The sequence below is a fragment of the Olsenella sp. An270 genome (assembly GCF_002159735.1).
GTDB lineage: Bacteria > Actinomycetota > Coriobacteriia > Coriobacteriales > Atopobiaceae > Thermophilibacter.
The window spans coordinates 45491-67943 of record NZ_NFJF01000009.1; the positions used below are offsets into that span (position 1 = coordinate 45491).

Consider the following 22453-nt stretch of genomic DNA (forward strand, 5'->3'; position numbering starts at 1 on the left):
CGGTCAGTATAGCGTATGTCGCGCGGGCACGCGAGGGGGAAATCGGAATTCCCATCGCAGAACGCTCCCGCGTGCGCGACAATGGGCGGGCCCGACCCTTCCCAGACACCGAGGAGCACCCGTGCCCGAGCTGTTCTCAACCTATCCCGAGCTGGCCGCCGTCTCGCTGCCCACGTGGGTCGACCTCGCATCCGTGATCGTGGGCTCGGCCGGCGGCGTCGCCGTGGCGCGGGCGCGACACCTTGACGCCGTGGGCTTTGTGGGGCTGGCGCTCCTGTGCGGGCTGGGCGGCGGCCTCATCCGCGACGTCATGATGCAGGTGGGCAGCGTCTACATGCTGGACTCGCCGTTCGCGATCCCGGCGAGCGTGGCGACGGCCCTCGTGGCCTTCCTCTTCCCGCAGCCGCTCGACCGCGCCGGGAGCCTGCTCGAGTGGCTGGACATCGCCGCGGTCGCGCTCTTTGCGCTCGTGGGCTGCGACAAGGCGCTGGTGCACGGCCTGCACCTCGCATCGTGCCTGCTCATGGGCATCATGACCGGCGTCGGCGGCGGCATGCTGCGCGACGTGTTCCTCGGCGAGGTCCCGCGCATCTTCCAGCGCTCCAACCTCTACGCCGTCTGCGCGCTCGCCGGCAGCGCAGCCTACTACGCCGCCGTGATGGGGCTCTCGATGAGCAAGCTCTGGGCGGGACTGCTGTGCGTCTCGGTGACGATCGGCCTGCGCCGCTGGTCGCTGCGCTTTGACGTGCAGACGCCGGCCGACGTCGACCTCGGACCGCGCGTGAGCGCGCCGGTCCGCCGGGCCGCGCGCCTCGTGCGCATCACAAGGCGCCGCGCCGAGCGGCGCCGCTAGGCTCGCTACTTCTTGACCTTGCCGGTGCGGACCGCCCACTTGCGGCGCTCGGTCTCGTTGAGGATGCGCTTGCGCATGCGGACGCTCTTGGGCGTGACCTCCACCAGCTCGTCGTCCATGATGTACTCGAGCGCCTCCTCGAGCGTGAAGGTGCGCGGAGGGGTGAGCTGCACGGCGATGTCGGCGGTGGAGGAGCGTTGGTTGCCCAGGCTCTTGGTGCGCGCGATGTTGACGACCATGTCGCCGGGCTTGGAGCGCTCGCCCACGAGCATCCCCTCGTAGCACTCGTCGCCGGGGCCCACGAAGAGCGCGCCGCGTTCCTGGAGCGTGCCGAGCGCGTAGGCCACGGCCTTCTCGGTGCTCATGGAGATCATCGCGCCGTTCTGGCGGACGCCGATCTCTCCGGCGTAGGGACCGTACTCGAGGAACGTGTGGTAGAAGACAGCCTCGCCGTGGGTGACGTTGAGGATGCGGTTCTTGAGGCCCATGATGCCGCGGGTGGGGATCTTGAACTCGAGGTGGGTCTGGGTGGTGCCGGCGTCCATGCTGGTCATGGTGCCGCCCGCGTTGCCAAAGACCTCGATGACCTTGCCGGAGTACTCGCCAGGGCACTCGACCACGGCCTGCTCGACGGGCTCGGTGAGGTTGCCGTTGGCGTCCTTCTTGAAGAGCACGCGCGGGCGGCCCACCTGGAACTCGAAGCCCTCGCGGCGCATGGTCTCCATGAGAACGGAGAGGTGCAGGATGCCGCGGCCGGCCACCTCGACGCCGGTCTTGTCGGGGAGCTCCTCGATGCGCATGGTCACGTTGTTCTCGCGCTCCTGCATGAGGCGCTCCTTGAGCTGGCGGCCGCCCACGATGTCGCCCTCGCGGCCCACGAGCGGGCTGGTGGACGGCTCGAAGACGACGGAGAGCGTGGGCGGGTCGATCTCGATGGGCTCCAGCTCGACGGGGTTGTCGGGGTCGGTGTAGACGTCGCCGATGTCGGTGGAGTCGATGCCCACGACGGCCGCGATGTCGCCGGCCTGGGCCTCGGAGCACTCCTTGCGGCCGAGGTAGTCGAAGGTGAAGAGCTGCTTGACCTGGCTCATGGCGCGCGATCCGTCGTTCTTCACCACGAGAATCTTGTCGCCGGCGTGGATGGTGCCGGAGTAGATGCGGCCGATGCCGATGCGGCCCACATACTCGGAGTGGTCGATGGTCACGCACTGCATGGCGAGCGGGCCGTCCACGTCCACCTCGGGCGCGGGCAGGTCGCTCACGATCATGTCGAGCATGGGGAACATGTCCTGGTTGTCGTCGGCGGGGTCCAGGCGGGCGAAGCCTTTCACGGCGGAGGCGTAGATCACGTGCTCCATGGCGAACTCGAGCTGCTCGTCGGTGGCGCCGAGGTCGGCCATGAGGTCGAGCGAGTCGTTGACCACGGCCTCGGGGCGGGCGCCCTCGCGGTCGATCTTGTTGACCACGATCATGATGGCGAGGCCGGCGTCGATGGCGTGGCGCAGGACGAAGCGCGTCTGGGGCATGGGGCCCTCGGCTGCGTCGACGAGCAGCAGGGCGCCGTCGGCCATGCGCAGGACGCGCTCGACCTCGCCGCCAAAGTCGGCGTGACCCGGGGTGTCGATGACGTTGATCTTCACGCCCTGGTACTCGATCGAGATGTTCTTGGCGAGGATGGTGATGCCGCGCTCGCGCTCCTGGTCGTTGGAGTCGAGCACGCGCTCCTGGACCTGCTGGTTCTCGCGGAAGGCGTCGGTGGCCCTGAGCATCTGGTCCACGAGCGTGGTCTTGCCGTGGTCGACGTGTGCGATGATAGCGATGTTCCTGATGTTCTCCTGACGCATGGGTCCCTCTCGCCTCTGTTCAGCCGGCCCACATCGGCCGGCGGTTCCGTATTTTCGCCATACGGTACTTTACAGCAGCAGGGGCACCTCTCCGGCCGGCGCGGGGTCGGTCCACGTGAAACCATCACCAGTGCCAATGCCGTCCACGAGCGAGTACGCGGAGTACGAGCGCCAGCCGCGCTCGCCAAACTCGAGGAGCAGGGCGTCGGCGAAGCCCTCTCCCTCGGCCTCGACCGCGCCCTCGTAGACGATCGCGCAGCGACGGGCGCCCGCGACCTGTCCCACCTTAGCGCGTGCGGCCTCCAGGCAGGCCTCCTCGCCATCGTCGGAGAACTCGTAGCTCGTTATCTCGCCGGAGTCGTCCTGCACGGCGAGGAGAACACAGAAGGGGTCCCCGGCGGCGAGCATGTCCAGCGCGTCGCCCATGAGCGTGCTCGCCAGCTCGTCGGTCTGCGGCGAGACGCCATCGCGCAGCTCGTCACTCTCGGCCATGTCCCCTCCTCGTGCCCGGATTTCTGCTGAGATGATACCGCAGAGGGCTGGACCGGCGCATAAAAGCCTCGCTCGTGCAGCACAAGGCCCCGTTTCGAAAACAAAATGCCCATTCGTGTAGCGTTGTTTTGCCCCTCGGAGGGCCCTCACAGGACCCTCGCGCTGAGTTTTCGCAGGAAACGATATCAACTATAGAATCACAATCTCGGTTTTGCCCGTTTTTACGCTACACGAACGCGGTTTTTGATTTCAGATGGGGCGTAATGCAGCACGAGCGGCCAAATTATGCAAAGTCGGGCTGCAGGAACAAAAACCGGGGCCCGCGGGCCCCGGAACCATTGCATGGTGGAGACGATGGGGATCGAACCCACGACCTCAGGCTTGCAAAGCCCGCGCTCTCCCAACTGAGCTACGTCCCCGACAGGTAATAATAATCGCCCCAGCGGCGACTCGGCTAACGCTGGGGCGACTATTGTCAGGAAGTGGTGGGCCTGACAAGGTTCGAACTTGTGACCTCCCGGTTATCAGCCGGACGCTCTGACCAACTGAGCTACAGGCCCAACGCAAGGAGATATATTACACAGCCCCCCGCACGCGGTCAACGCTTTTTTTGCAATTTCCTGACGAAGTTGTCGGACAGGTTGCGCGGCGTCGACTATTGGGTAGGATAACCGAGCAAGGAAGTTGGAGAGGAGCGCCGTGCCGCTGAGGAAGATGGACATAGAGAGCGTCATCGTCGGCGAGGGTCCGATCGCCTCGCTCGTCGTGCTTCGTGCGCACGGCGAGGTGGGCGACGATGCCTCGCGGCAGCTCCCCATCCGCATCGGCTCGTTCGAGGCGACCGCCATCACGATGGGCGTCCACAGCCGCCCGGGCGGGCGCCCCATGACGCACGACCTCCTCGGCTCCGCGATCTCCGAGCTCGGGGCGCGCGTCGTCGACGTTCGCATCACGGCCGTGCAGGGGACCACGTTCTTCGCACAGGTCGTGCTGGAGCGCGAGGACGGCGAGCGCGTCTACCTGGACGCCCGCCCGTCCGATGCGCTCGCGCTCGCGGTGCGCGCGGGAGTCTCGGTCTACGCCGACGAGTCGGTGCTCGACGCGGCCGCCATGCCCGACTTCCGCGGCGTCGAGCGTGACGAGGAGGCCCACGAGCTCGAGGAGTTCCACGCCTTCGTCGAGGGCCTCTCCCCCGAGGACTTCAACGTCGCCCCCGACAAGAAGGACGGCGAGTAGCCCTTCCACCACAACCAGCCAGCAAGAGAAAGAGCGCCCGCGGAGTCTCTCCGCGGGCGCCCTCCTTCTTACTCCTCGTCGTCGAGCAGCGTGTCGTCCAGCTCCTCGTCTCCGCCGATGTCGACGCTGTCCGCATCCTCGGGCGCGCTCGCGCCCGCAGCGTCGATGTCGAGGATGCCCTGCGCCTCGTCGCGCTTGGGAGCCTTCTTCTTGCGGGCCACCATGCGGGCCACCGCGCTCACGTGGTCGCCGGCCACCATGTTCATGACCTTGACGCCCTGCGTGGAGCGGCCGAGGCAGCTCACGTCGTTGGCCTTGACGCGGATGACCACACCCTCTTCGGACACGATCATGAGCTCGTGCTGCGGGCCCACGACGCGGCAGGCCACGAGGTTGCCCTTCTTGGCCGTCATCGCGATCGTGTAGACGCCCTGGCCGCCGCGCTTGTGCTCGGGGTACTCGGAGACGGGCGTGCGCTTGCCGTAGCCGTTCTCGGTGATGACGAACAGGTCGCCGTTGCCGTTGGTGATCTCCATGCCGAGCATGCGCGCACCGTTCTTGAGCGTGATGCCGCGCACGCCGGAGGTGTTGCGGCCCATCGCGCGCGCCTCGGACTCGTCGAACAGGATCGCCTTGCCGTCGGTGGAGACCAGCATGACCTTGTCGTGCGGGCGCACGCGGCGCACGTTGACCAGCTCGTCGCCCTCGCGCAGGTTGATGGCGATGATGCCGTCGCGGCGGCTCTTGTCGTACTCGCTCATGGCCGTCTTCTTGACCATGCCGTCCTTGGTCGCGAACATCAGGTACTCGTCCGCGGGGAACTCGCGGCAGGTGATGACGGCCTTGGTGCGCTCGCCCTCGGCGAGGGAGAGCACGTTCACGATGGCCGAGCCGCGGGCGTGGCGGCTGCCGATGGGCAGCTCGTGGACCTTGAGACGGTACACCTTGCCGAGGTTGGTGAAGAAGAGCACGTAGTCGTGGGTGCTCGCCACGAAGAGGTCCTCGACGAAATCGTTGTCCTTGAGGCTGAGGCCCTGGACGCCCTTGCCGCCGCGCTTCTGGGAGCGGTAGGTGGCCACCGGGATGCGCTTGATGTAGCCGGTGTGGGTGATCGTGACGACCATGTCCTCGTCGGCGATGAGGTCCTCGACGTCGAGGCTCTTCACGGCGCCGCCGATCTCGGTGCGGCGCTTGTCGCCAAACTTGCCGGCGATCTCGCGCATCTCGTCCTTGATGACGCCCAGGATCTTCTCCTCGTGGGCGAGAAGGTCCTCGTAGTAGGCAATGGCGCGGCGCAGCCCCGCGAGCTCCTCCTCGATCTTGTCGCGCTCGAGGCCGGTGAGGCGGCGCAGGCGCATCTCGAGGATGGCCTGGGTCTGCTCCGGCGAGAAGCCAAAGCGCTCGATCAGGCGCTGGGAGGCCTCGGTGTCGGTCTGCGAGGAGCGGATGATGTGGATGACCTCGTCGATGTGGTCGAGGGCCATGAGGTAGCCCTCGAGGATGTGGGCGCGCGCCTGGGCCTTCTTGAGGTCGTGGCGGGTGCGGCGGGTCACGACGTCGACCTGGTGGTCAACGTAGTGGCGCAGGATCTCGCGCAGCGACAGGCACTTGGGCACGCCGTCGACGAGCGCCAGGTTGTTCACGCCAAAGGTGGTCTGCAGCGAGGTGAACTTGTAGAGGTTGTTGAGGACGACCTCGGGCACCACGCCCTTCTTGAGCTCGATGACGAGGCGGATGCCCTTGCTCGTGGACTCGTCGCGCATGTCGGAGATGCCCTCGATGCGCTTCTCGTTGACGAGCTGGGCGATCTTCTCCTGCAGCGTGCCCTTGCTCACCTGGTAGGGGATCTCGGTGAAGACGAGGCGGCTGCGGCCGGTCTTGGTGGACTCGACGTGCGCCTTGGCGCGGATCGTGATGGAGCCGCGGCCGGTCTCGTAGGCCTGGCGGATGCCGTCGGAGCCCATGATGACGGCGCCCGTGGGGAAGTCGGGGCCGGGCATGACCTGCATGAGCTCGTCGACCGTGATGTCGGGGTTGTCGATGAAGGCGCAGGTGGCCTCGACGGTCTCGGCCAGGTTGTGCGGCGGGATGTTGGTCGCCATGCCCACGGCGATGCCCGAGGAGCCGTTGACCAGCAGGTTGGGGAAGCGCGCCGGCAGCACGACGGGCTCGGCGAGCGACTCGTCGTAGTTGGGCTGCCAGTCGACGGTGTCCTTCTGGAGGTCGCGCAGGAGCTCCATGGCGGGCTTGGCCAGGCGGCTCTCGGTGTAACGCATGGCCGCGGCGCCGTCGCCGTCGATGTTGCCAAAGTTGCCGTGGCCGTCGATCAGCGGCGTGCGCATGGAGAACCACTGGGCGAGACGAACCATCGTGTCGTAGACCGCGGAGTCTCCGTGCGGGTGGTACTTGCCGATGACCTCGCCGACCGTCCAGGCACTCTTCTTGTGCGGACGGTTGGGGAAGATGCCGGACTCGTTCATCGCGTAGAGGATGCGGCGGTGGACCGGCTTGAGGCCGTCACGGACGTCCGGCAGGGCGCGGGCGGTGATGACGGACATGGAGTACTCGATGAAGCTCTGCTTCATCTCGGAGCCAAACTCGCTGACCTGGAGCTGGCCGCCGTTGATGTCGGTCTCGCCGGCGGCGGTGCCGCGCGTGTTGGCGCCAAAGCTCTCCTCGAGCTCCTCGTCGTCGGCGTCGTCCTCGGACTCAGCGTCGTCCTCGACGTAGACGTCCTCGCCCTCGGCGCGGTCGAGCAGGCGACGCAGGTCCTCGGGGAGTCCCTCGTTGGTGTTCTTCTCGTCTGCCACGTGTGGCCTTTCTCTTTGGGTGAGACAAAGGGGACAGGTTCCTTTGTCTCATTTCGGTTAGGCGTCGAGGAAGCGGGCGTCGTGCGCGTGCTTCTCGATGTAGTCGCGGCGGTACTCGACCTGGTTGCCCATGAGCTCGCGCACGGCGCGGTCGGCCATGGCGGCGTCCTCGATGGTCACGCGCTGCAGGATGCGCGTCTTGGGGTCCATCGTCGTGGAGGCGAGCTGCTTGGGGTCCATCTCGCCCAGGCCCTTGTAGCGCTGGACCGAGTAGCCCTTGCGGCGGCGTCCCGAGCCCTTGATCGCAGCCTGGGACTTGGCGCCGTCCTCGTCCTCCTCGTTGGGGTTGAGCCCGAGCTCGCGGATCGAGCGGTTGAGGATCTCGTCCTCGGGGGTCTTGCCGTCGGGGTAGACGTAGTGGATCTTGTTGCGCACCTTGATGCCAAAGATCGGCGGCGTGGCGATGTAGACGTAGCCGGCGTCGATCAGCGGGCGCATGTACTTGTAGAAGAAGGTCATCAGCAGGATGCGGATGTGCGCGCCGTCGACGTCGGCGTCGGTCATGATGATGATCTTGTGGTAGCGGGCCTTCGTGATGTCGAAGTCGCCGCCGTCGCCGGAGCCGGTGGTCACGCCGGTACCGATGGCGGTGATGAGCGCCTGGATCGTGTCGGACGAGAAGGCGCGGTGGTCGCCCACGCGCTCCACGTTCAAGATCTTGCCGCGCAGCGGCAGGATGGCCTGGATGTCGCGACGACGACCGTCCTTGGCCGAGCCGCCTGCGGAGTCGCCCTCGACGATGAAGAGCTCGGTCATCTCGGGGTCGCGGACGGAGCAGTCGGCCAGCTTGCCGGGGAGCGCCGCGCTCTCGAGCAGGCTCTTGCGGCGGGTGGCCTGGCGCGCCTTCTGCGCGGCGAGGCGGCCCTTGGCGGCCTGGGAGGCCTTCTTGAGGATCTCCTTGGCCTGGTTGGGGTGCTCCTCGAGGTACTCGGCCATGCCCTGCGACACGATGCGGTTCACGAGCGTGCGCATGTAGGAGCTGCCGAGCTTGGCCTTGGTCTGGCCCTCGAACTGCGGGTCGGGCAGCTTGACGGAGATGACCGCCGTGAGGCCCTCGCGGATGTCGCCGCCCTCGAGGTTGGGGTCCTTCTCCTTGATGATGTTCTGGCGACGGCCGTAGTCGTTGATCACCTTGGTGAGGGCGGTACGGAAGCCCTCGAGGTGCATGCCGCCCTCCTCGGTGTAGATGTCGTTGGCGAAGGAGAGCGTGCGCTCCGAGTAGCCGGTGTTCCACTGCAGGGACACCTCGACCTCGCCCATCTGCGACTCGGGCGCGTCCGCGGCGGAGCGGCCCTCGATGTAGATCGGGCGGGAGAGGCCGGGCAGGATGTCCTTCTCGGAGTTGAGGAACTTCACGAAGTCGATGATGCCGCCGGCGTAGCAGAACTCGTCGGTGCGCGGCACCAGCTCGCGCTCGTCCACCAGCACGATCTTGAGGTTCTTGTTAAGGAACGCCGTCTCCTGCAGGTGGTCGTGGAGCGTGTCGTAGTCGTAGGTCGTGGTCTCGAAGATCTCCTCGTCGGGCCAGAACGTGATGGAGGTGCCCGTGGCCTTGGAATTGCCCACGACCTTCATCTTCTGGACGGTCTTGCCGCGCTCGAAGGCCATCTCGTAGACCTTGCCGTCGCGGCGGACCTGCGCGACGAGCTTCTTGGAGAGGGCGTTCACGACGGAGACGCCCACGCCGTGGAGGCCGCCGGAGACCTTGTAGGCGTTGTTGTCAAACTTGCCGCCCGCGTGGAGGATGGTGAGGACCACCTCGAGCGTCGGGATCTTCTTGACGGGGTGCTTCTCCACGGGGATGCCGCGGCCGTTGTCGTCGACCGTGATCGAGTTGTCTGGGTGGACGGTCACCTTGATCTTGGTGCAGAAGCCGGCCATGGCCTCGTCGACGGAGTTGTCCACGATCTCCCACACCAGGTGGTGCAGGCCGGAGGTGGACGTCGTGCCGATGTACATGCCCGGGCGCTTCCGGACCGCCTCGAGACCCTCGAGGATCTTGATGGACTCCCCGCCGTAGTCGTTCTTCTTTGCCACGCTCACATCCTCCCCTGTAAGGGCGTATTTTCGCTCGGCCGAAGCCAAAACTAGCATAGACCGAACGATAATAGCGCTTGTGAGGCTGTGAGAGGCGCTCTGAGGGCGCCCTCAACAAATTAGCTATGTTCTCGCTTCTGTGCGCGCTTCGACGCGCTCATGGCCCGAGAGACGCTGTCCCGCAGGGACTCGGGCAGGCTCGCACAGAGCTGTGCTATCTCCGCTCGCTCGGCGTCCGTGAGCTCGGGCAGCGGGGCGGCGTCTGCCTTCCTTGCAGCCCTGACCTGCGACGCGGTGCCCCGGGACCTGGACCGGCGGAAGGAGATGCGCGAGAAGCGCAGCCCCGCCGTCTCAAGGCGGGCCAGGTAGACCTCGCGGTTTGCCGTGAAGTCGGTGAGGTAGGCCGCGGAGTCCACGTAGACCGTGAGCTCGGGGTCGCGCTCGCCCCGGCGCGGCTCCCCCACGTGGACGCCCGTGGTGTGGGCTCGCTCGACGTCGCCGTTCACCCTGTTCCAGACCAGCCAGACGCTCGTCGCGTCGCCACGGCGGCCACGGGTGCCGATCCGCCGGACCTCGCCGCCGACGAGGTCACCCAGGCTCGTCCCACCCTGCTCCCTGCGCCGCACCTCGCGCGACAGCTCATCGCTCTCCAAAGTCCACCACCTTAGCCGCGTCCAGGAGCTCGGGCGAGAAATACCCGAGGTTCGTCGTCGTCACGACCGTCTGGATCCCCTCGCCGACGAAGCGGACCACGGCCGCACGGCGGGCCTCGTCGAGCTCGCTCATCACGTCGTCGAGCAGAAGGATCGGCCGGCTGCCCAGGATCTCCCCGGCGAGCTCGACCTCAGCCATCTTGAGGGCAAGAACCACGGAGCGCTGCTGCCCCTGCGACGCAAAGGCCCGCGCGTCGCGCCCTCCCACCACAAACAACACGTCGTCGCGGTGCGGGCCCACGCAGGTCTGCTGCCGGCGCAGGTCCTCCGCACGCCCAGCCTCGAGGCGGTCGAGGAAGACGTCCCTCAGCTCGTCGCGCCCCATCTCCTCGAGGTTCTCACCCAGGGTGCAGACGTAGGAGCACGAGAGGGCCTCGCCGCCGGAGATGACGCCGTACGCCTCTCCGACCTTCTCGGCCAGCCTCACGAACAGGCGCATCCTCGCCGCGAGCAGCGTGGCGCCGCCGAGCGCGACCGACGCGTCCCACGCATCCAGCAGGGAGAGGTCGACGCGCTCGTCGCGCAGCAGCCGGTTGCGCTGGTCGACGGCGCGCTGGTACTCGGCGAGCACGTGCGCGTAGCCGCGGCTCACCTGGCGGCCCAGCAGGTCGAGCTCGTCGCGGCGCTGGCTCGCGCCGCGCTTGACCAGGGCGAGGTCGTCGGGCGAGAAGAGCACGGAGGGCAGCTCCTCGGGCATGTCGGCGGCGCGGCACCGCTTGCCGTTGCGCGAGAATCTCCGGCCGCCGGGCGTTGCGTCGCAGCGGTGGTCGACCACGCGGCCGTCCCCGACGAGTCGCGCGTCTATGCGCGCCGACGTGGCCCCCTCACGGACGAGCTGGACCGGCGTCGGGCGCCGGAACGACGTGCCCGACGTCAGGAGCTGCACCGCCTCCACCGTGTTGGTCTTCCCCACGGCGTTGGGTCCCACGAGCACCGTGACCCCCGGCGAGAGCGAGAGGTCGAGGCGCTCGAAGTTGCGGAAGTCGCGCAGCGTCACGTCTGTGACGAGAAGGCCCATCCCTCGTACCTAGAGGCGGATCGGCATGAGCAGGTAGAGGTAGTTGACCTTGCCGTTGCTCTTGAAGATGCCCGGCTGCGTGGAGCCCTGGAGCTCGAGGCGGACCTCGCCGGCGTCGGCGACGGCGTTCACGCAGTCGAAGACGTAGTGGTAGTTGAGGCCGATCGCGAGGCTCTGGCCCTCGACCTCGCAGGAGAGCACCTCGGAGGACTCACCCTGCTCGGGGGAGCGGGCGGAGAGCCTCACCAGGCCGCCGTCGGCGTCCACGTCAAAGCGGATGGACGCGTTCTGCTGGGCGATGACCGAGACGCGCTTGAGCGCGGCGGAGAACTCTGCGACGTCGAGCGTCACCGCGGTCGAGCACGTGGAGGAGACGAGCTGGCGCCAGGAGGGGAAGTTGCCCTCGAGCAGGCGCGTCACGAACGTGGTGGTCCCAAACGAGAAGACCGCCTGGTTGTCTGCCGTGCCGATCGAGATGGTGTCGGTGATCGAGGGCATGGCGAGCACGTCGTGGAAGACCTGGCCACCGATCACCGAGCAGAACGGCTCGTCGGGCGCGGCCTCGACGGAGGAGTCGCACACGGCGAGGCGGATCGTGTCGGTCGCGACCATGCGGATGGTGTTGTCCTCGACGGTGAGCTGGATGCCCTGCAGGTACTGGCGCGTGGTCTCCTTCGACGTGACGCGGTACACCTTGTCCACCATGCGGGTGAGCAGCTCGCTCGGCAGCTCGATCGTACGCTCGGGCTGAATCTCGGGGAAGGCCGGCCAGTCGGCGGCGCGCAGGGTGTTGAGGCGGAAGGTCGACTTCGCGCAGGAGATCGTGACCACGTGGTCGGCCTCCTCGAAGGAGACCGCCGCATCGGGGAGCGTCTTGACGATGCTGGTCAGCACCTTGCCGGAGACCACCGTCTCGCCCTCCTCCTCCACGTTGGCGGGGACGAGGTGCCTGATCGAGATGGAGAGGTTGTTGGTCTGCAGCTCGAGGGTGCCGTCGGCGGCCCTCAGGTAGACGCCGGAGAGGATGGGGAGGGTGGAGTTTCCGCCCATGCCCTTCGACACGACCGCGATTGCCCTCTCGAGCGACGACTGGCTGACGGTGAACTTCATGGCTTCCCCTTCTTCTATATCTAATAAAGAGAACTAAAGAACAGTAGTAGTAATAGGGTCTGTAGAAAAGAAGACAACTTGGGGAACGCCAAGGTGGACGGCACTTTCTATCCCCTCGAGGCAACGACTCCCGCTCGACCCCAATCTACAGGGTGCGCCGGGCGAGAAGAACCTTCTACAGGGCACCCCCTCTTTTCCACATCTTTCGACAGGCTTCCCACACACTTCTCTACTCGCCTCACACGTTGCCCGTTATCGACTCCCTGATCTGCATCAGGCGGTCGTAGAAGGTCTTGTCCTCGCGCTTGGCCTCGTCGACCACGCTGATGCTGTGCATGACCGTCGCGTGGCTGCGCCCGCCGAAGTGCTTGCCGATGTCGGCGAGCGTCCGGTCGCACAGCTCGCGGGAGAGCCAGATCGCCACGTGACGGGCCTCCATGAGGCCCTTGTGGCGCTTGTTGCCCACCAGGCTCGAGTGGTCGATGTCATAGAACTTCTCGACCGCCCGCTGGACGTCCTCGATGGAGACGGTCCTGCCCGTGCTCGGCCAGCACTCGCGGGCGATGCTCTCGATCTCCTCGCGGGTGAGGTCGTCGCCGCGCCGCTCGGCCGCCGTCGCGGCGAAGAGGCAGCGCTGGCAGAATCCCTCGATGACGCGGATGTTGGTGCCCGCGCGCTCGGCCATGTAGCTCACGGCCTCCGCGGGCACCGTCCCGGTGAGGCCCGCCACGTTCTCGCGCAGCGCGTCCTCGCGCATGCGCTCGCAGAAGGTCTCGATGAGGCGGAGCTTGAGCTCGTAGCTCGGCACCTGGATGGGGGTGGTGAAGCCCGCCGAGAGACGGCTCGTGATGCGCTCGTCGAAGCCGTCCTTGCCCATGCCGAGCTGTGCGGGCGTGCGGTCGGCGGCAAGCACGATCTGCTTGCCGTTGGCGATGAGCTCGTTGAACGTGTCAAAGAAGAAGCCGACGGTGCCCACCTTGCCGGTCATCTTCTGGATGTCGTCGATGATGAGGACGTCGATGTCGGCGTAGTTCTGGCGCAGCACCGAGGCAGCGGAGCGCTCGGAGTGGCGCATGGCCTCGGTGTAGTCGGTGATGAACGAGGAGGCGTCGCGGTAGACGCACAGGCGAGAGGGGTCGTTTCTCGCCACGTAGTTCTGGATCGCGCGCAGCAGGTGCGTCTTGCCCAGGCCGCTCTTCCCGTAGATGAACAGAGGGTTGTAGGTACTGTTCATGCCGTTTGCCACCTGGAGGGCCGCCTGGTAGGCGATGTCGTTCTCCTCGCCGCGGACAAAGCGCTCGAAGGTGAGCTTTGAGGTGGCCTGCGAGATGTCCTCGACGAGGGGGTTATTCCTCCGGCGCCTGGCGGCCGCCTCGAGCAGGTCCTCCGCGCTCGGCTCGGCCCAGGTGTCCTCGGCCATCTTCCGCGCCGCGGGGCCGTCCCAGGACGGGCGACCATCGCCGGTCTCGGCGGCCCAGCTGTCCACCTCCTCGCGCGACATGCTCGAGGGCGCGCGCGACGGGGCCTGCGCGGCGCCTGCGCCGGGGACAAAGTCGACCTCCAGGCGCATGGGCTCGAAGGCCGCCTGCGAGAGGCACTCCTCGATGACCGGAACGTTCTTGGAGACGGTCTTGAGCACGAGCCTCATGGGGGTCTCGAGGCGCAGGGTCGCGTTCTCCATGCTGGCGGGGGTGCAGTTCCTCAGCATGGCGAGCGTGGCCTCGGGAAGGTTTCGCGAGGTCAGAAGGTCGAGCGTGTCCTGCCAGAGCGCCTCGGCGTCCGACTCGAGGGGAAGGTCCATGTGCTTCGCAATCTCGAATGTTGAAAACGGAAGCTACAGTATAGCGATTGTTGATAACTTCTCGCGGAGAGTTAGACGAACGTGCGCCCGATTCCGGTCAGGCGATACTTCTGGCCGTCCTTCATGACGAGTCCCTGGGTCGCCAGGGCCGAGAGGGCGCGTGACCACGTCGCGGCCGACGACCCGCAGGCGCGCACGAGGTCGGTGGGCCCGCAGCTCTCGTGGGACGCGAGGTAGGACATGACCTGGGAGCCGCGCTCGTCGAGGGAGAGCGCCGGGGCCTGCGGTGTGACCTGGGGCGCGGGCGAGAAGGACGCGGGCGAGAGGGACGGCGCCGCCTGCGCTGGCGCCTCCGCGCCCGAGATCGCGCGGGCCTCCTCGCGGGGGTGGGTCGAGATGGTGACGACGGTCCCGCCCGAGATGTTGTCCTCGACCTCGAGGCTGCCGCCCTTGTCGGCCATGTACTGCTGGACGTAAGGAAGGCCGCTTCCCACGCCGCGGATGTAGCGCTTCATCTCCTCCGTCGCCGACGACGTCCCGTACTCGAGCGCGAGCGACTTCTCGCGTATGCCGGGGCCCTGGTCGGAGAAGCGGATCGTGTTTCCGCCGTCGAGGATGCTGATGGTGGGCGCCTGGAAGTAGGCGTGGATGAAGTTCTCCACGATCTCCCTGATGACCATGAAGGGGACCGCTCCCCCCTGCTCGCGTACCAGGTGGTTCACCGTGGCGGTGATCTCCTCGAGGTAGGCGCGGACCTCCTGCGGCGCCACCTCGACGACGCGCGGCGCGGCGGAGGCGTCGTCGTAGACGGCAATGCGCGCGGGGTGTCTGACCTCGAGCCCCGGGGAGCCGTCGGCCGCGGCGTCCTTCTCGCCGTTCTCGACGAACGGGTAGAAGTCCCTCGCCATCGTCTCCCCCTTTCAACATCTGCTCGACACGTGTCGAAAACTTTTCAGTCCGAATTCTATCTGAACGAAACATTTCAACACGCGTCGAACACCTGTTGAAAACTTTGCTATCCAGCGGATATTCGTGTGAAAAGAATAGCATTACGCAAACACGTTTCTCTCCTACTGAAAAGACGAATCCATCTGGATTCATCGCGTGGATGCAAACGGTGGGAACGAGGAGGGCATCCCTACCTCCTCTACCTGCGAGAAAAACATGGAGATTGTTTGTGTCCCAAATTGACAGGGCCCGCGCGTGACCCTTACAATCTCTGGGCTTATCGCTCTATTTGACGTTCGAACCCAATTGGGAGGAATAGACATGAAGCGTACCTACCAGCCCAACAAGCGCAAGCGCGCCACCACGCACGGTTTCCGTGCCCGCATGGCCACCAAGGGCGGCCGCGCCGTCCTCGCCCGTCGTCGTGCGAAGGGCCGCAAGCGCCTGACCGTGTAGCGCCCCGTGATGAGGACCATCAAGTCAAGGGCTGACTTCGAGAGGGTCTTTGCGCGCGGGAGGAGGTTCAACGACTCCCTCCTGCGCGCACGCGTGCTCCCCACAGGGGAGGGTGTGCCCGGGAGGGTCGCGTTCGTCGCCGCCAAGCGCCTGGGCAACGCCGTGTTCCGCAACAGGTGCAAGCGCGTCCTGCGCGAGGCGGCCCGCATCTGCGAGCTTCCTGCCAGCGGCTACGACGTGATTCTCTTCTCGACGCGCGCCACGCACGACAGCTCACCTGAGATGGTTGCCTCTTCCCTGACGAGAATCCTCGAGAAGAGCGGCATCTGATGGTCCCCAGCGCATTGGGCGGGCTTCCCTCGAGAGGGGCGCGCGCCCTTATTCGTCTCTATCAGAGACACGTGTCACCCGCACTTCCCGCGAGCTGCATCTACGTGCCGTCCTGTTCCCAGTACGCGTACGAGGCTATCGAGAGGTACGGTCTGTTACGAGGGGGAGCGCTTGCGGTGAGAAGGATCTGCAGGTGCCACCCCTTCCACGCCGGAGGATATGACCCCGTTCCCTAGAGGGGGCGGGCCACGGAGGAACCATGTGGGAATGGTTTATTGACTTCCTGACCGCGGTGCTCGCGGGCATCGAGGGCTTCGTCGGCGACTGGGGCCTGGCGGTCATCATCCTGACCGTCATCGTGCGCCTCATCCTCACGCCGCTCATGGCCCACTCGACGCGCTCCACCGCGCGCATGCAGGTCATGCAGCCCAAGCTCCAGGAGATCCAGGAGCGCTACGCCGACGATCCCGTGCGCCAGAGCGAGGAGCTCCGCAAGGTCTACGCGGACATGAAGTTCAACCCGCTCGGCGGCTGCCTACCGCTGCTGCTGCAGATGCCGATCTTCTTCGGCCTCTTCTCGGTGGTCCAGGCCGTCCCCGCCGACGCCTGCTTCTACAACATCCTCCCCTCGATCGCGACCTCCTGCTCCACGGTGGTCGCCGAGAGCGGCTGGCTCGTCGCGGCGCCCTACATCATCTTTGACATCCTCTTTGGCGTGCTGACCTTCATCCCCATGGTGCTCAACACCTCGATGCAGGACTCCTCGCAGCGCTCGCAGACCATGACCATGGGTGGCGTCATGGCCGTCATGATGCTCATGTTTGGCTGGGGCGTGCCCGCGGCCGTCCTGCTCTACTACGTTACCTCCGCGCTCTGGCAGGTCGTCCAGCAGCGTCTCATCACGCAGCGCGTCATGGAGAAGGCCAAGGCAGAGGCTGAGGCCGAGGCGGCCAACCGACCGGTCGAGGTTGACGTCGTGCGTCGCGAGAAGAAGCCTCGTCCGCACAAGAAGAACTAACACCAAGAGCAATCTAGCTCCTGTGTTTCTGGTGAAGTAATTAGATTATTGTTCGGAGGACGACATGTCTGAGGAAGAGCTGGAGAACGAGGCGGAGCTCGTCGAGGACGAGTTCGCATCGATTCGCGAGCACTTTGAGTCCGGGGAGGCACTCGCCGACGAGGAGATGGACAAGATCGCCGACCTCGCCGTGAGCTATCTCCGAGGAATCCTCGCCCTCTTTGGCGAGACCGAGTCCTCCATCGACGAGTACGACGGGGAGAACGGTGAGCTCATCCTCGACGTGAACGGCGGAGACCTCGCCGTCCTCATCGGTCGCCACGGCAGGACGCTCGACGCGCTCCAGATGGTCCTGACCTCGCTGATGAGCAGCCGCATCAAGTTCTACTACCCGATCGTCGTGGACATCGAGGGCTACAAGTCCCGCCGTCGCAAGAAGATCGAGGACATGGCCAGGAGCTCCGCAGCGCGTGCCAAGGAGCGCGGCGGCAAGGTCACCCTCTCCCCGATGAACGCCTACGAGCGTCGCATCGTCCACCTGACGCTTCGCGACGACGACGGCGTGGTCACCCACTCCGAGGGCGAGGACCCCGAGCGTCGCGTTGTGATTACCGCCGTGCGCTAGCCTCCTTCACAGAGGACTTTCAAGGGAGAGCATGTTGAGTGCTCTCCCTTTTTCTGTGACAATTTCTTCTGATACGTGGATTCTTGTCAGGACGGAGTGACGGTGGACGAGCATCTTGTCGAGCAGCTGATTGACGAGCTCTCTCAGTTTGGCATTTCCCTCACACAGGAACAGGCACAGATGCTTGTCTCCTACCTTGGTCTTGTCATCGAGAAGAACAAGGTCGTGAACCTGACACGAATCACCAATCCGTCCGAGGCCATCACGCTCCACCTCGTCGACTCGTTGCTTCCTCTTGTGTCCAACAGTCTTCACGTGGATGAGAGCTCCAAGATTCTGGACATGGGTACGGGAGCCGGCTTCCCAGGCGTTCCTGTTGCCGTGGTGACGGGAGCGCAGGCTCTTCTCGTTGACTCTGTCCGCAAGAAGACTGATGCGGTAGCTGAGTTTGTTGCAGAGCTTGGGCTTGGCAACGTCTCTACGCGACATGCTAGACTCGAGGAGGTGGCTCGGGAGCTTACCTTCTCACAGGATGTTGTCTTTGCTCGTGCCGTTGCGCGAACCAACGTCCTGATTGAGTACGCAACGCCGTTCCTCTCCCAGAACGGTGTGCTGGTGGTTGAGAAGGGCCGACCTGAGGATGATGAGATTACAGAAGCCGAGAAGGCTGCCGCACTTTGTGGGTTGAGCTTTGTTTCACGTGAAACATTCGAACTCCCTCATGATTTAGGTCATCGTGAGATTCTCATCTACAAAAAGGTCGGCAAGAGCAAGATTAAGCTTCCACGCAGAACTGGACTCGCAAAGAGTCAACCGCTCGGCGTATAACAAGCGTCATGTTTCACGTGAAACATCGGTAAATCAAATTCAAGGCGAACCACTCAGAAAAAAGAGTGAGAAAAGGGATGTTTCACGTGGAACATTCCCGTATCATGCTCTCAAGAAGTGCTTTCACAACAAACGGAGGTCAAATGAACTACAAAGACGTGAAGCGCGGACTTCCACAGCGCGACAGCAGGGTAATCGCTGTCATCAACCAGAAGGGCGGCGTTGGGAAGTCGACAACGGTTATCAATCTGTCGGCATGTCTTGGCGAGAACAAGAAGAAGGTTCTTGTCGTGGACTTTGACCCACAGGGAAACTCGACCAGCGGCTACGGAATCGAGAAGGAAGAGCTGGAGCACGACGTCTATGACGTCATCCTGCACGACTATCCCATCGAAGATGCGATTATGGAGACGTGCCAGGAGAATGTCTTCATTGTTCCGGCGACGATTCAGCTTGCAACGGCAGAAATCGAGCTTGTCACAGCGATGGCGCGTGAGTCCGTCCTCAAGGATGCAATCGAGAAGGTCAAGGATGAGTTTGATTACGTGTTTATCGACTGTCCGCCGTCTCTCGGACTGCTGACAATCAACGCGCTGATTGCGGCAAACTCGCTCATCATTCCCATCCAGTGCGAGTATTACGCCCTGGAGGGCGTCGCTAAGCTTCTGGAGTCGATGCAGATGGTGAAGCGTCGCATGAACCCTGAGCTTGAGATATTTGGCGTGCTCATGACGATGTTTGACAGCCGCACGACGCTTTCGAAGCAGGTTGTCGACGAGGTTCAGGAGTACTTTGGCAAGAAGATGTTCAAGACGATCATTCCGCGAAACGTGAAGGTGTCCGAGGCGCCGAGTCACGGTCTTCCGGTCGTAAAGTACGCGCGCGTGAGCAAGGGCTCGCTTGCCTACATGAAGCTTGCGAAAGAGGTGGTCGCACGTGGCTAAGAAGAGTGGACTTGGTAAGGGTCTGGGCCTTCTGGTTGGTGAAGCCGACGCCGAGACTGCGGGAATGCGGCCCGACTCGACGCTCCCTATCGACCAGATTAAGCCGAACAAGGGACAGCCCCGCAAGAGCTTCAAGGCGGAGGATCTTGCAGAGCTGACGGACTCCATCAAGCAGAACGGCATCCTGCAGCCGATTCTTGTCCGCAAGAAGGGTGCGGTATATGAGATCGTCGCAGGCGAGCGCCGCTACCAAGCCGCCCGCGCCGCAGGACTCACCGAGGTCCCCGTTGCCATTCGCGACATCTCTGACGACGACGTCTTCAAGCTTGCCCTTATCGAGAACCTGCAGCGTTCCGACCTCACCCCGCTCGAGGAGGCGCGCGGCTATCGACAGCTCATCAAGGAGAAGGGGCTGACGCAGGAAGAGCTCGCAAAGGCTCTCTCGAAGTCTCGCTCCGCCATCACCAACACGATTCGTCTCCTCGACCTCCCCAAGGAGGTCCAGGAGCTCGTTGACGAGGGCAGCCTGTCTGCCGGTCACGCGCGGGCTATTCTGGCCGTGCCGAGCGAGGACGGTCGAATCAGGCTTGCCAAGAAGGTCGTGGACGAGCGTCTGTCGGTCAGGCAGACAGAAAGCCTCGCGCCACTGTTTTCTGTCAGCGAGAGCACGGAGCGTGCCGTGAGGGTGCCCGTACCCCAGTCCTTCAAGCGCGCCGCACGTCAGATGCGCCTCGCGCTGGACACGAACGTCCGTGTGAAGAACGTTCGTGGCAAGAACAAGATTGAGATCGAGTTTGCCGACGAGGATCAGCTTGCTCACATCGTCGACCTTCTCGCCGGCCCGGGGACGTGGTCCGAGTAATGAGACGCCTGAGGACCATGCTCATCCTGGCTGCTCTCGCTGCTGGAGCGGGTGTGGCCGCCTACCAGATCCTGCTTACCGAGGAGGCTCGCGCATCGCTGAGGCGTAGTGTGAGCCAGGTGAAGGATACCGTCGAAACGCTCAACGATAAGCTCGGAGAGCATCAAAACATCGATATAGACCGTCTCCCCAACCGCCAGCGGACCAACGAGATGTGGGACGCCCTCGGCTACTAGCGAACATATGTTCTAACACTGAACAAAATAGAACCTCGCAAAAACGCAAATCTCGGTTTTTGCGAGGTTCTCCTGTCAGACGGACTGTCGTCAGCGGCCGCGCGTGAGGCGCTGCTTGAGCTGGCCGCAGGCGGCGTCGATGTCGGCGCCGCGGGAGGCCCGCACCGTGGCCTCGACGCCCACGCGGGCCAGCGCGCGCACGAAGTCGTCGGCCCGCTCGGGCGTGGACGGGCGGAACTTTGACCCCTCGACCTCGTTCAGCTGGATGAGGTTGACGTGCGCGAGCGTGCCCTCGCAGAAGTCGCAGAGGGCCTGGAGCTCGGCGTCGGTGTCGTTGACGCCGCCGATGAGCGCGTACTCGTAGGTGGGGCGCCGCCCGGTCTTGGACACGTAGGTCCCCATCGCGTTGTAGAGGTTGACGAGGGAGTACTTGCGCACGCCGGGCATGAGCGCGTTTCTCGTCTTCTGAACGGCGGAGTGCAGCGACACGGCGAGCGTGAACTGCTCGGGCTCGTTGGCGAAGCGCATGATCTGCGGGATGACGCCGCAGGTGGATACCGTGAGGTGACGCGCGCCGATGCCGGCACCCTCGGGGGAGTTGAGCCTCCTCAGCGCCGCGAGCGTGGCGTCGTAGTTCATGAACGGCTCGCCCTGGCCCATGAGCACGACGCTCGTGACGCGCTCGCCAAAGTCGTCGCGCACGTGCATGACCTGCTCGTATATCTCGGCGTCGGTGAGCGAGCGCGTGAGGCCGGAGCGACCGGTCGCGCAGAAGGCGCATCCCATCGCGCAGCCCGCCTGCGTGGACGCGCAGACGGAGAGGCGCCCGCGGGAGGGCATGCCCACGCACTCCACCGTGACGCCGTCGGAGAGGCGAAGGAGGTACTTGCGGCTGCCGTCGGCGGACGCCTGGCGGGCGACCTCCTCGGCCGCGCCCATCGTGAGGCGCTCGGCGAGCTGCTCGCGCAGGGACTTGGGCAGGTTGGTCATGTCGTCGAACGACCGGGCGTACTTGGACCAGACCCACTCCTCGACCTGCTTGGCGCGGAAGGAGGGCTGTCCCAGCTCGCCGAGGAGCTCGGCGAGCTCGCCGCGCGTGAGCGAGTGGATGTCGCGGCGGGCGTCCTTCTCGGCCCCCGTGGTCTTGTCCGTGGTCGTCATCGATGCTCCCGTCCTGCGTCGCGTCCTTGGAGTATCCTCTTCCTTCAAGAGTGATCGGAACGAGTCTAGCGCAACGGACCAAGACCCGAAGGGGCACCCATGGACAGAGAGCAGTTGACCAAGGCACGCGTCGCGGTGATCGGGGGAGGCTGGTCGGACGAGCGCGAGATCTCGCTTTCCTCGGCCACGGAGTGCCAGCGGGCGCTGCTTGAGGCCGGGTTCGAGGCGGTCGACCTGCTCGACCTCGCCGCGCGCGACTTCGTGTCCCGTCTCATGGGCGGCAGCTACGACGTGGCGTTCGTCGCGCTGCACGGCCGCTACGGCGAGGATGGCAGCATCCAGGGCCTCCTCGACATCCTGCACATCCCCTACACCTTCTCGGGCGTCTCCGCCTCCGCCGCCGCGGCGGAGAAGCAGATCGCCAAGGCGGTGTTCCGCGACGCGGGCATCCCTGTTCCCGAGGGCGTCGACCTCCCGGCGGGCGTCGAGCTGTCCGAGAAGTGCGTGGACTCGCTCGTCGAGCGTCTCGGCCTGCCGCTCTTTGTGAAGCCGGCCGCCAACGGCTCGAGCTACGGCGTCACGCGCGTGGCCGAGCGTGGCGAGCTGGCGGCCGCGATCGAGCTCGCCGGCCGCGAGGGCGGCCGCGTGCTCGTTGAGAGCTGCGTGGAGGGGACCGAGATCACGGTCCCGGTGCTGGGCAACGACGACGCGCACGCCCTGCCCGTCGTCGAGATCGTGACGGGAGCGGAGTTCTACGACCTCAAGGTAAAGTACGAGCCGTCCGCCATGCACCACGTCATCCCCGCGCGCCTGGAGCCGGGTGTCTACGCCCGCGCCCAGGAGCTGGCCGTCCGCGCGCACCGCGCCCTCGGCTGCCGCGGCTGCTCGCGCAGCGACTTCATCGTCCGTGCCGACGGCACGCCGGTGATCCTGGAGACCAACACCATCCCCGGCATGACGGCCGAGAGCCTGCTGCCCGACTCGGCCCGCCACGGCGGGATCGAGTTCCCCGAGCTCTGCACCCGGTTCGTGGAGTATGCGCTCGAGGCAGCCGAGAAGAACGACTAGCGC

At 65.2% G+C, this 22453-nt stretch carries 22 protein-coding genes and 2 tRNA genes; 12 read left to right on the top strand and 12 right to left on the bottom strand.

The features are described from left to right. Positions 1–121 precede the first annotated feature (121 nt). Positions 122–853 (top strand): TRIC cation channel family protein, encoded by a 732-nt coding sequence (locus tag B5F73_RS08845; RefSeq protein WP_087227879.1) that lies wholly within the window; start codon positions 122–124, stop codon positions 851–853. Between the two features lie 5 nt (positions 854–858). Here B5F73_RS08845 and typA read toward each other — a convergent pair whose 3' ends face one another. The 4 genes from typA to B5F73_RS08865 form a co-directional block, all read right to left on the bottom strand. Beyond that, the gene (typA, locus tag B5F73_RS08850; RefSeq protein ID WP_087227880.1) at positions 859–2697 is read right to left on the bottom strand and encodes a translational GTPase TypA; all 1839 of its coding nucleotides are present in this window, start codon (positions 2695–2697) and stop codon (positions 859–861) included. 69 nt (positions 2698–2766) lie between these two features. Continuing rightward, complete coding sequence (locus tag B5F73_RS08855) at positions 2767–3189, bottom strand: hypothetical protein (RefSeq protein WP_087227881.1); 423 nt, start codon at positions 3187–3189, stop codon at positions 2767–2769. Positions 3190–3532: 343 nt separating this feature from the next. Continuing rightward, positions 3533–3608: transfer RNA gene (locus tag B5F73_RS08860), tRNA-Ala, on the bottom strand. Positions 3609–3672: 64 nt separating this feature from the next. Next, positions 3673–3749 (bottom strand) — tRNA-Ile (locus B5F73_RS08865). 139 nt (positions 3750–3888) lie between these two features. Here B5F73_RS08865 and B5F73_RS08870 point away from each other — a divergent pair. Further along, positions 3889–4425, top strand: coding sequence for a bifunctional nuclease family protein (locus B5F73_RS08870; protein ID WP_239379855.1), 537 nt, complete (start codon positions 3889–3891; stop codon positions 4423–4425). 68 nt (positions 4426–4493) lie between these two features. Here B5F73_RS08870 and gyrA read toward each other — a convergent pair whose 3' ends face one another. The 7 genes from gyrA to B5F73_RS08905 form a co-directional block, all read right to left on the bottom strand. Then, on the bottom strand, positions 4494–7235 hold the full coding sequence (gene gyrA / locus B5F73_RS08875; RefSeq protein WP_087227882.1) for a DNA gyrase subunit A: 2742 nt from the start codon (positions 7233–7235) through the stop codon (positions 4494–4496). A gap of 57 nt (positions 7236–7292) precedes the next feature. Then, positions 7293–9332, bottom strand: a complete 2040-nt coding sequence (gene gyrB / locus B5F73_RS08880; protein ID WP_087227883.1) for a DNA topoisomerase (ATP-hydrolyzing) subunit B — start codon at positions 9330–9332, stop codon at positions 7293–7295. Positions 9333–9451: 119 nt separating this feature from the next. Beyond that, positions 9452–9985, bottom strand: coding sequence for a DciA family protein (locus B5F73_RS08885; RefSeq protein WP_087227884.1), 534 nt, complete (start codon positions 9983–9985; stop codon positions 9452–9454). Continuing rightward, positions 9972–11063, bottom strand: coding sequence for a DNA replication/repair protein RecF (locus tag B5F73_RS08890; RefSeq protein WP_087227885.1), 1092 nt, complete (start codon positions 11061–11063; stop codon positions 9972–9974). The genes B5F73_RS08885 and B5F73_RS08890 overlap by 14 nt, the downstream gene beginning before the upstream one ends. A 9-nt stretch (positions 11064–11072) precedes the next feature. Beyond that, positions 11073–12173, bottom strand: a complete 1101-nt coding sequence (gene dnaN, locus B5F73_RS08895; protein ID WP_087227886.1) for a DNA polymerase III subunit beta — start codon at positions 12171–12173, stop codon at positions 11073–11075. 238 nt (positions 12174–12411) lie between these two features. Next, entirely contained in the window at positions 12412–13974 is a 1563-nt protein-coding gene (locus B5F73_RS08900) for a DnaA/Hda family protein (protein ID WP_087227887.1), read from the bottom strand. Between the two features lie 71 nt (positions 13975–14045). Then, positions 14046–14882, bottom strand: a complete 837-nt coding sequence (locus tag B5F73_RS08905; protein WP_087227888.1) for an ATP-binding protein — start codon at positions 14880–14882, stop codon at positions 14046–14048. A gap of 361 nt (positions 14883–15243) precedes the next feature. Between B5F73_RS08905 and rpmH the strand changes: the two genes are divergently transcribed. From rpmH to B5F73_RS08950, 9 genes are all read left to right on the top strand, one after another. Further along, positions 15244–15378, top strand: a complete 135-nt coding sequence (gene rpmH / locus B5F73_RS08910; RefSeq protein ID WP_072373740.1) for a 50S ribosomal protein L34 — start codon at positions 15244–15246, stop codon at positions 15376–15378. A 9-nt stretch (positions 15379–15387) separates the two neighbouring features. Further along, entirely contained in the window at positions 15388–15708 is a 321-nt protein-coding gene (rnpA, locus tag B5F73_RS08915; protein WP_087227889.1) for a ribonuclease P protein component, read from the top strand. Further along, positions 15708–15944 (top strand): membrane protein insertion efficiency factor YidD, encoded by a 237-nt coding sequence (gene yidD / locus B5F73_RS08920; protein ID WP_087227890.1) that lies wholly within the window; start codon positions 15708–15710, stop codon positions 15942–15944. The genes rnpA and yidD overlap by 1 nt, the downstream gene beginning before the upstream one ends. Before the next feature lie 23 nt (positions 15945–15967). Beyond that, positions 15968–16726, top strand: a complete 759-nt coding sequence (locus B5F73_RS08925) for a YidC/Oxa1 family membrane protein insertase (protein ID WP_087227891.1) — start codon at positions 15968–15970, stop codon at positions 16724–16726. Between the two features lie 64 nt (positions 16727–16790). Next, the gene (locus B5F73_RS08930) at positions 16791–17351 is read left to right on the top strand and encodes a R3H domain-containing nucleic acid-binding protein (RefSeq protein WP_087227892.1); all 561 of its coding nucleotides are present in this window, start codon (positions 16791–16793) and stop codon (positions 17349–17351) included. Positions 17352–17453: 102 nt separating this feature from the next. Then, complete coding sequence (gene rsmG, locus B5F73_RS08935; RefSeq protein ID WP_239379856.1) at positions 17454–18179, top strand: 16S rRNA (guanine(527)-N(7))-methyltransferase RsmG; 726 nt, start codon at positions 17454–17456, stop codon at positions 18177–18179. A gap of 143 nt (positions 18180–18322) precedes the next feature. Beyond that, positions 18323–19123, top strand: a complete 801-nt coding sequence (locus tag B5F73_RS08940) for an AAA family ATPase (protein ID WP_087227893.1) — start codon at positions 18323–18325, stop codon at positions 19121–19123. After that, positions 19116–19985, top strand: a complete 870-nt coding sequence (locus B5F73_RS08945) for a ParB/RepB/Spo0J family partition protein (RefSeq protein WP_087227894.1) — start codon at positions 19116–19118, stop codon at positions 19983–19985. Before B5F73_RS08940 ends, B5F73_RS08945 begins: the two co-directional genes overlap by 8 nt. A 53-nt stretch (positions 19986–20038) precedes the next feature. Next, positions 20039–20221: a hypothetical protein gene (locus B5F73_RS08950; protein WP_143803177.1), complete on the top strand. Its 183-nt coding sequence runs from the start codon at positions 20039–20041 to the stop codon at positions 20219–20221. A gap of 90 nt (positions 20222–20311) precedes the next feature. On the opposite strand, the gene rlmN is transcribed toward B5F73_RS08950, so the two are convergent. After that, positions 20312–21382 carry a 23S rRNA (adenine(2503)-C(2))-methyltransferase RlmN gene (gene rlmN / locus B5F73_RS08955; protein ID WP_087227896.1) on the bottom strand — a complete coding sequence of 357 codons (1071 nt, stop codon included), beginning with the start codon at positions 21380–21382 and terminating at the stop codon, positions 20312–20314. A gap of 99 nt (positions 21383–21481) precedes the next feature. Here rlmN and B5F73_RS08960 point away from each other — a divergent pair, with 99 nt between their 5' ends. Next, the gene (locus tag B5F73_RS08960) at positions 21482–22450 is read left to right on the top strand and encodes a D-alanine--D-alanine ligase (protein ID WP_087227897.1); all 969 of its coding nucleotides are present in this window, start codon (positions 21482–21484) and stop codon (positions 22448–22450) included. The last annotated feature ends 3 nt before the right edge of the window (positions 22451–22453 follow it).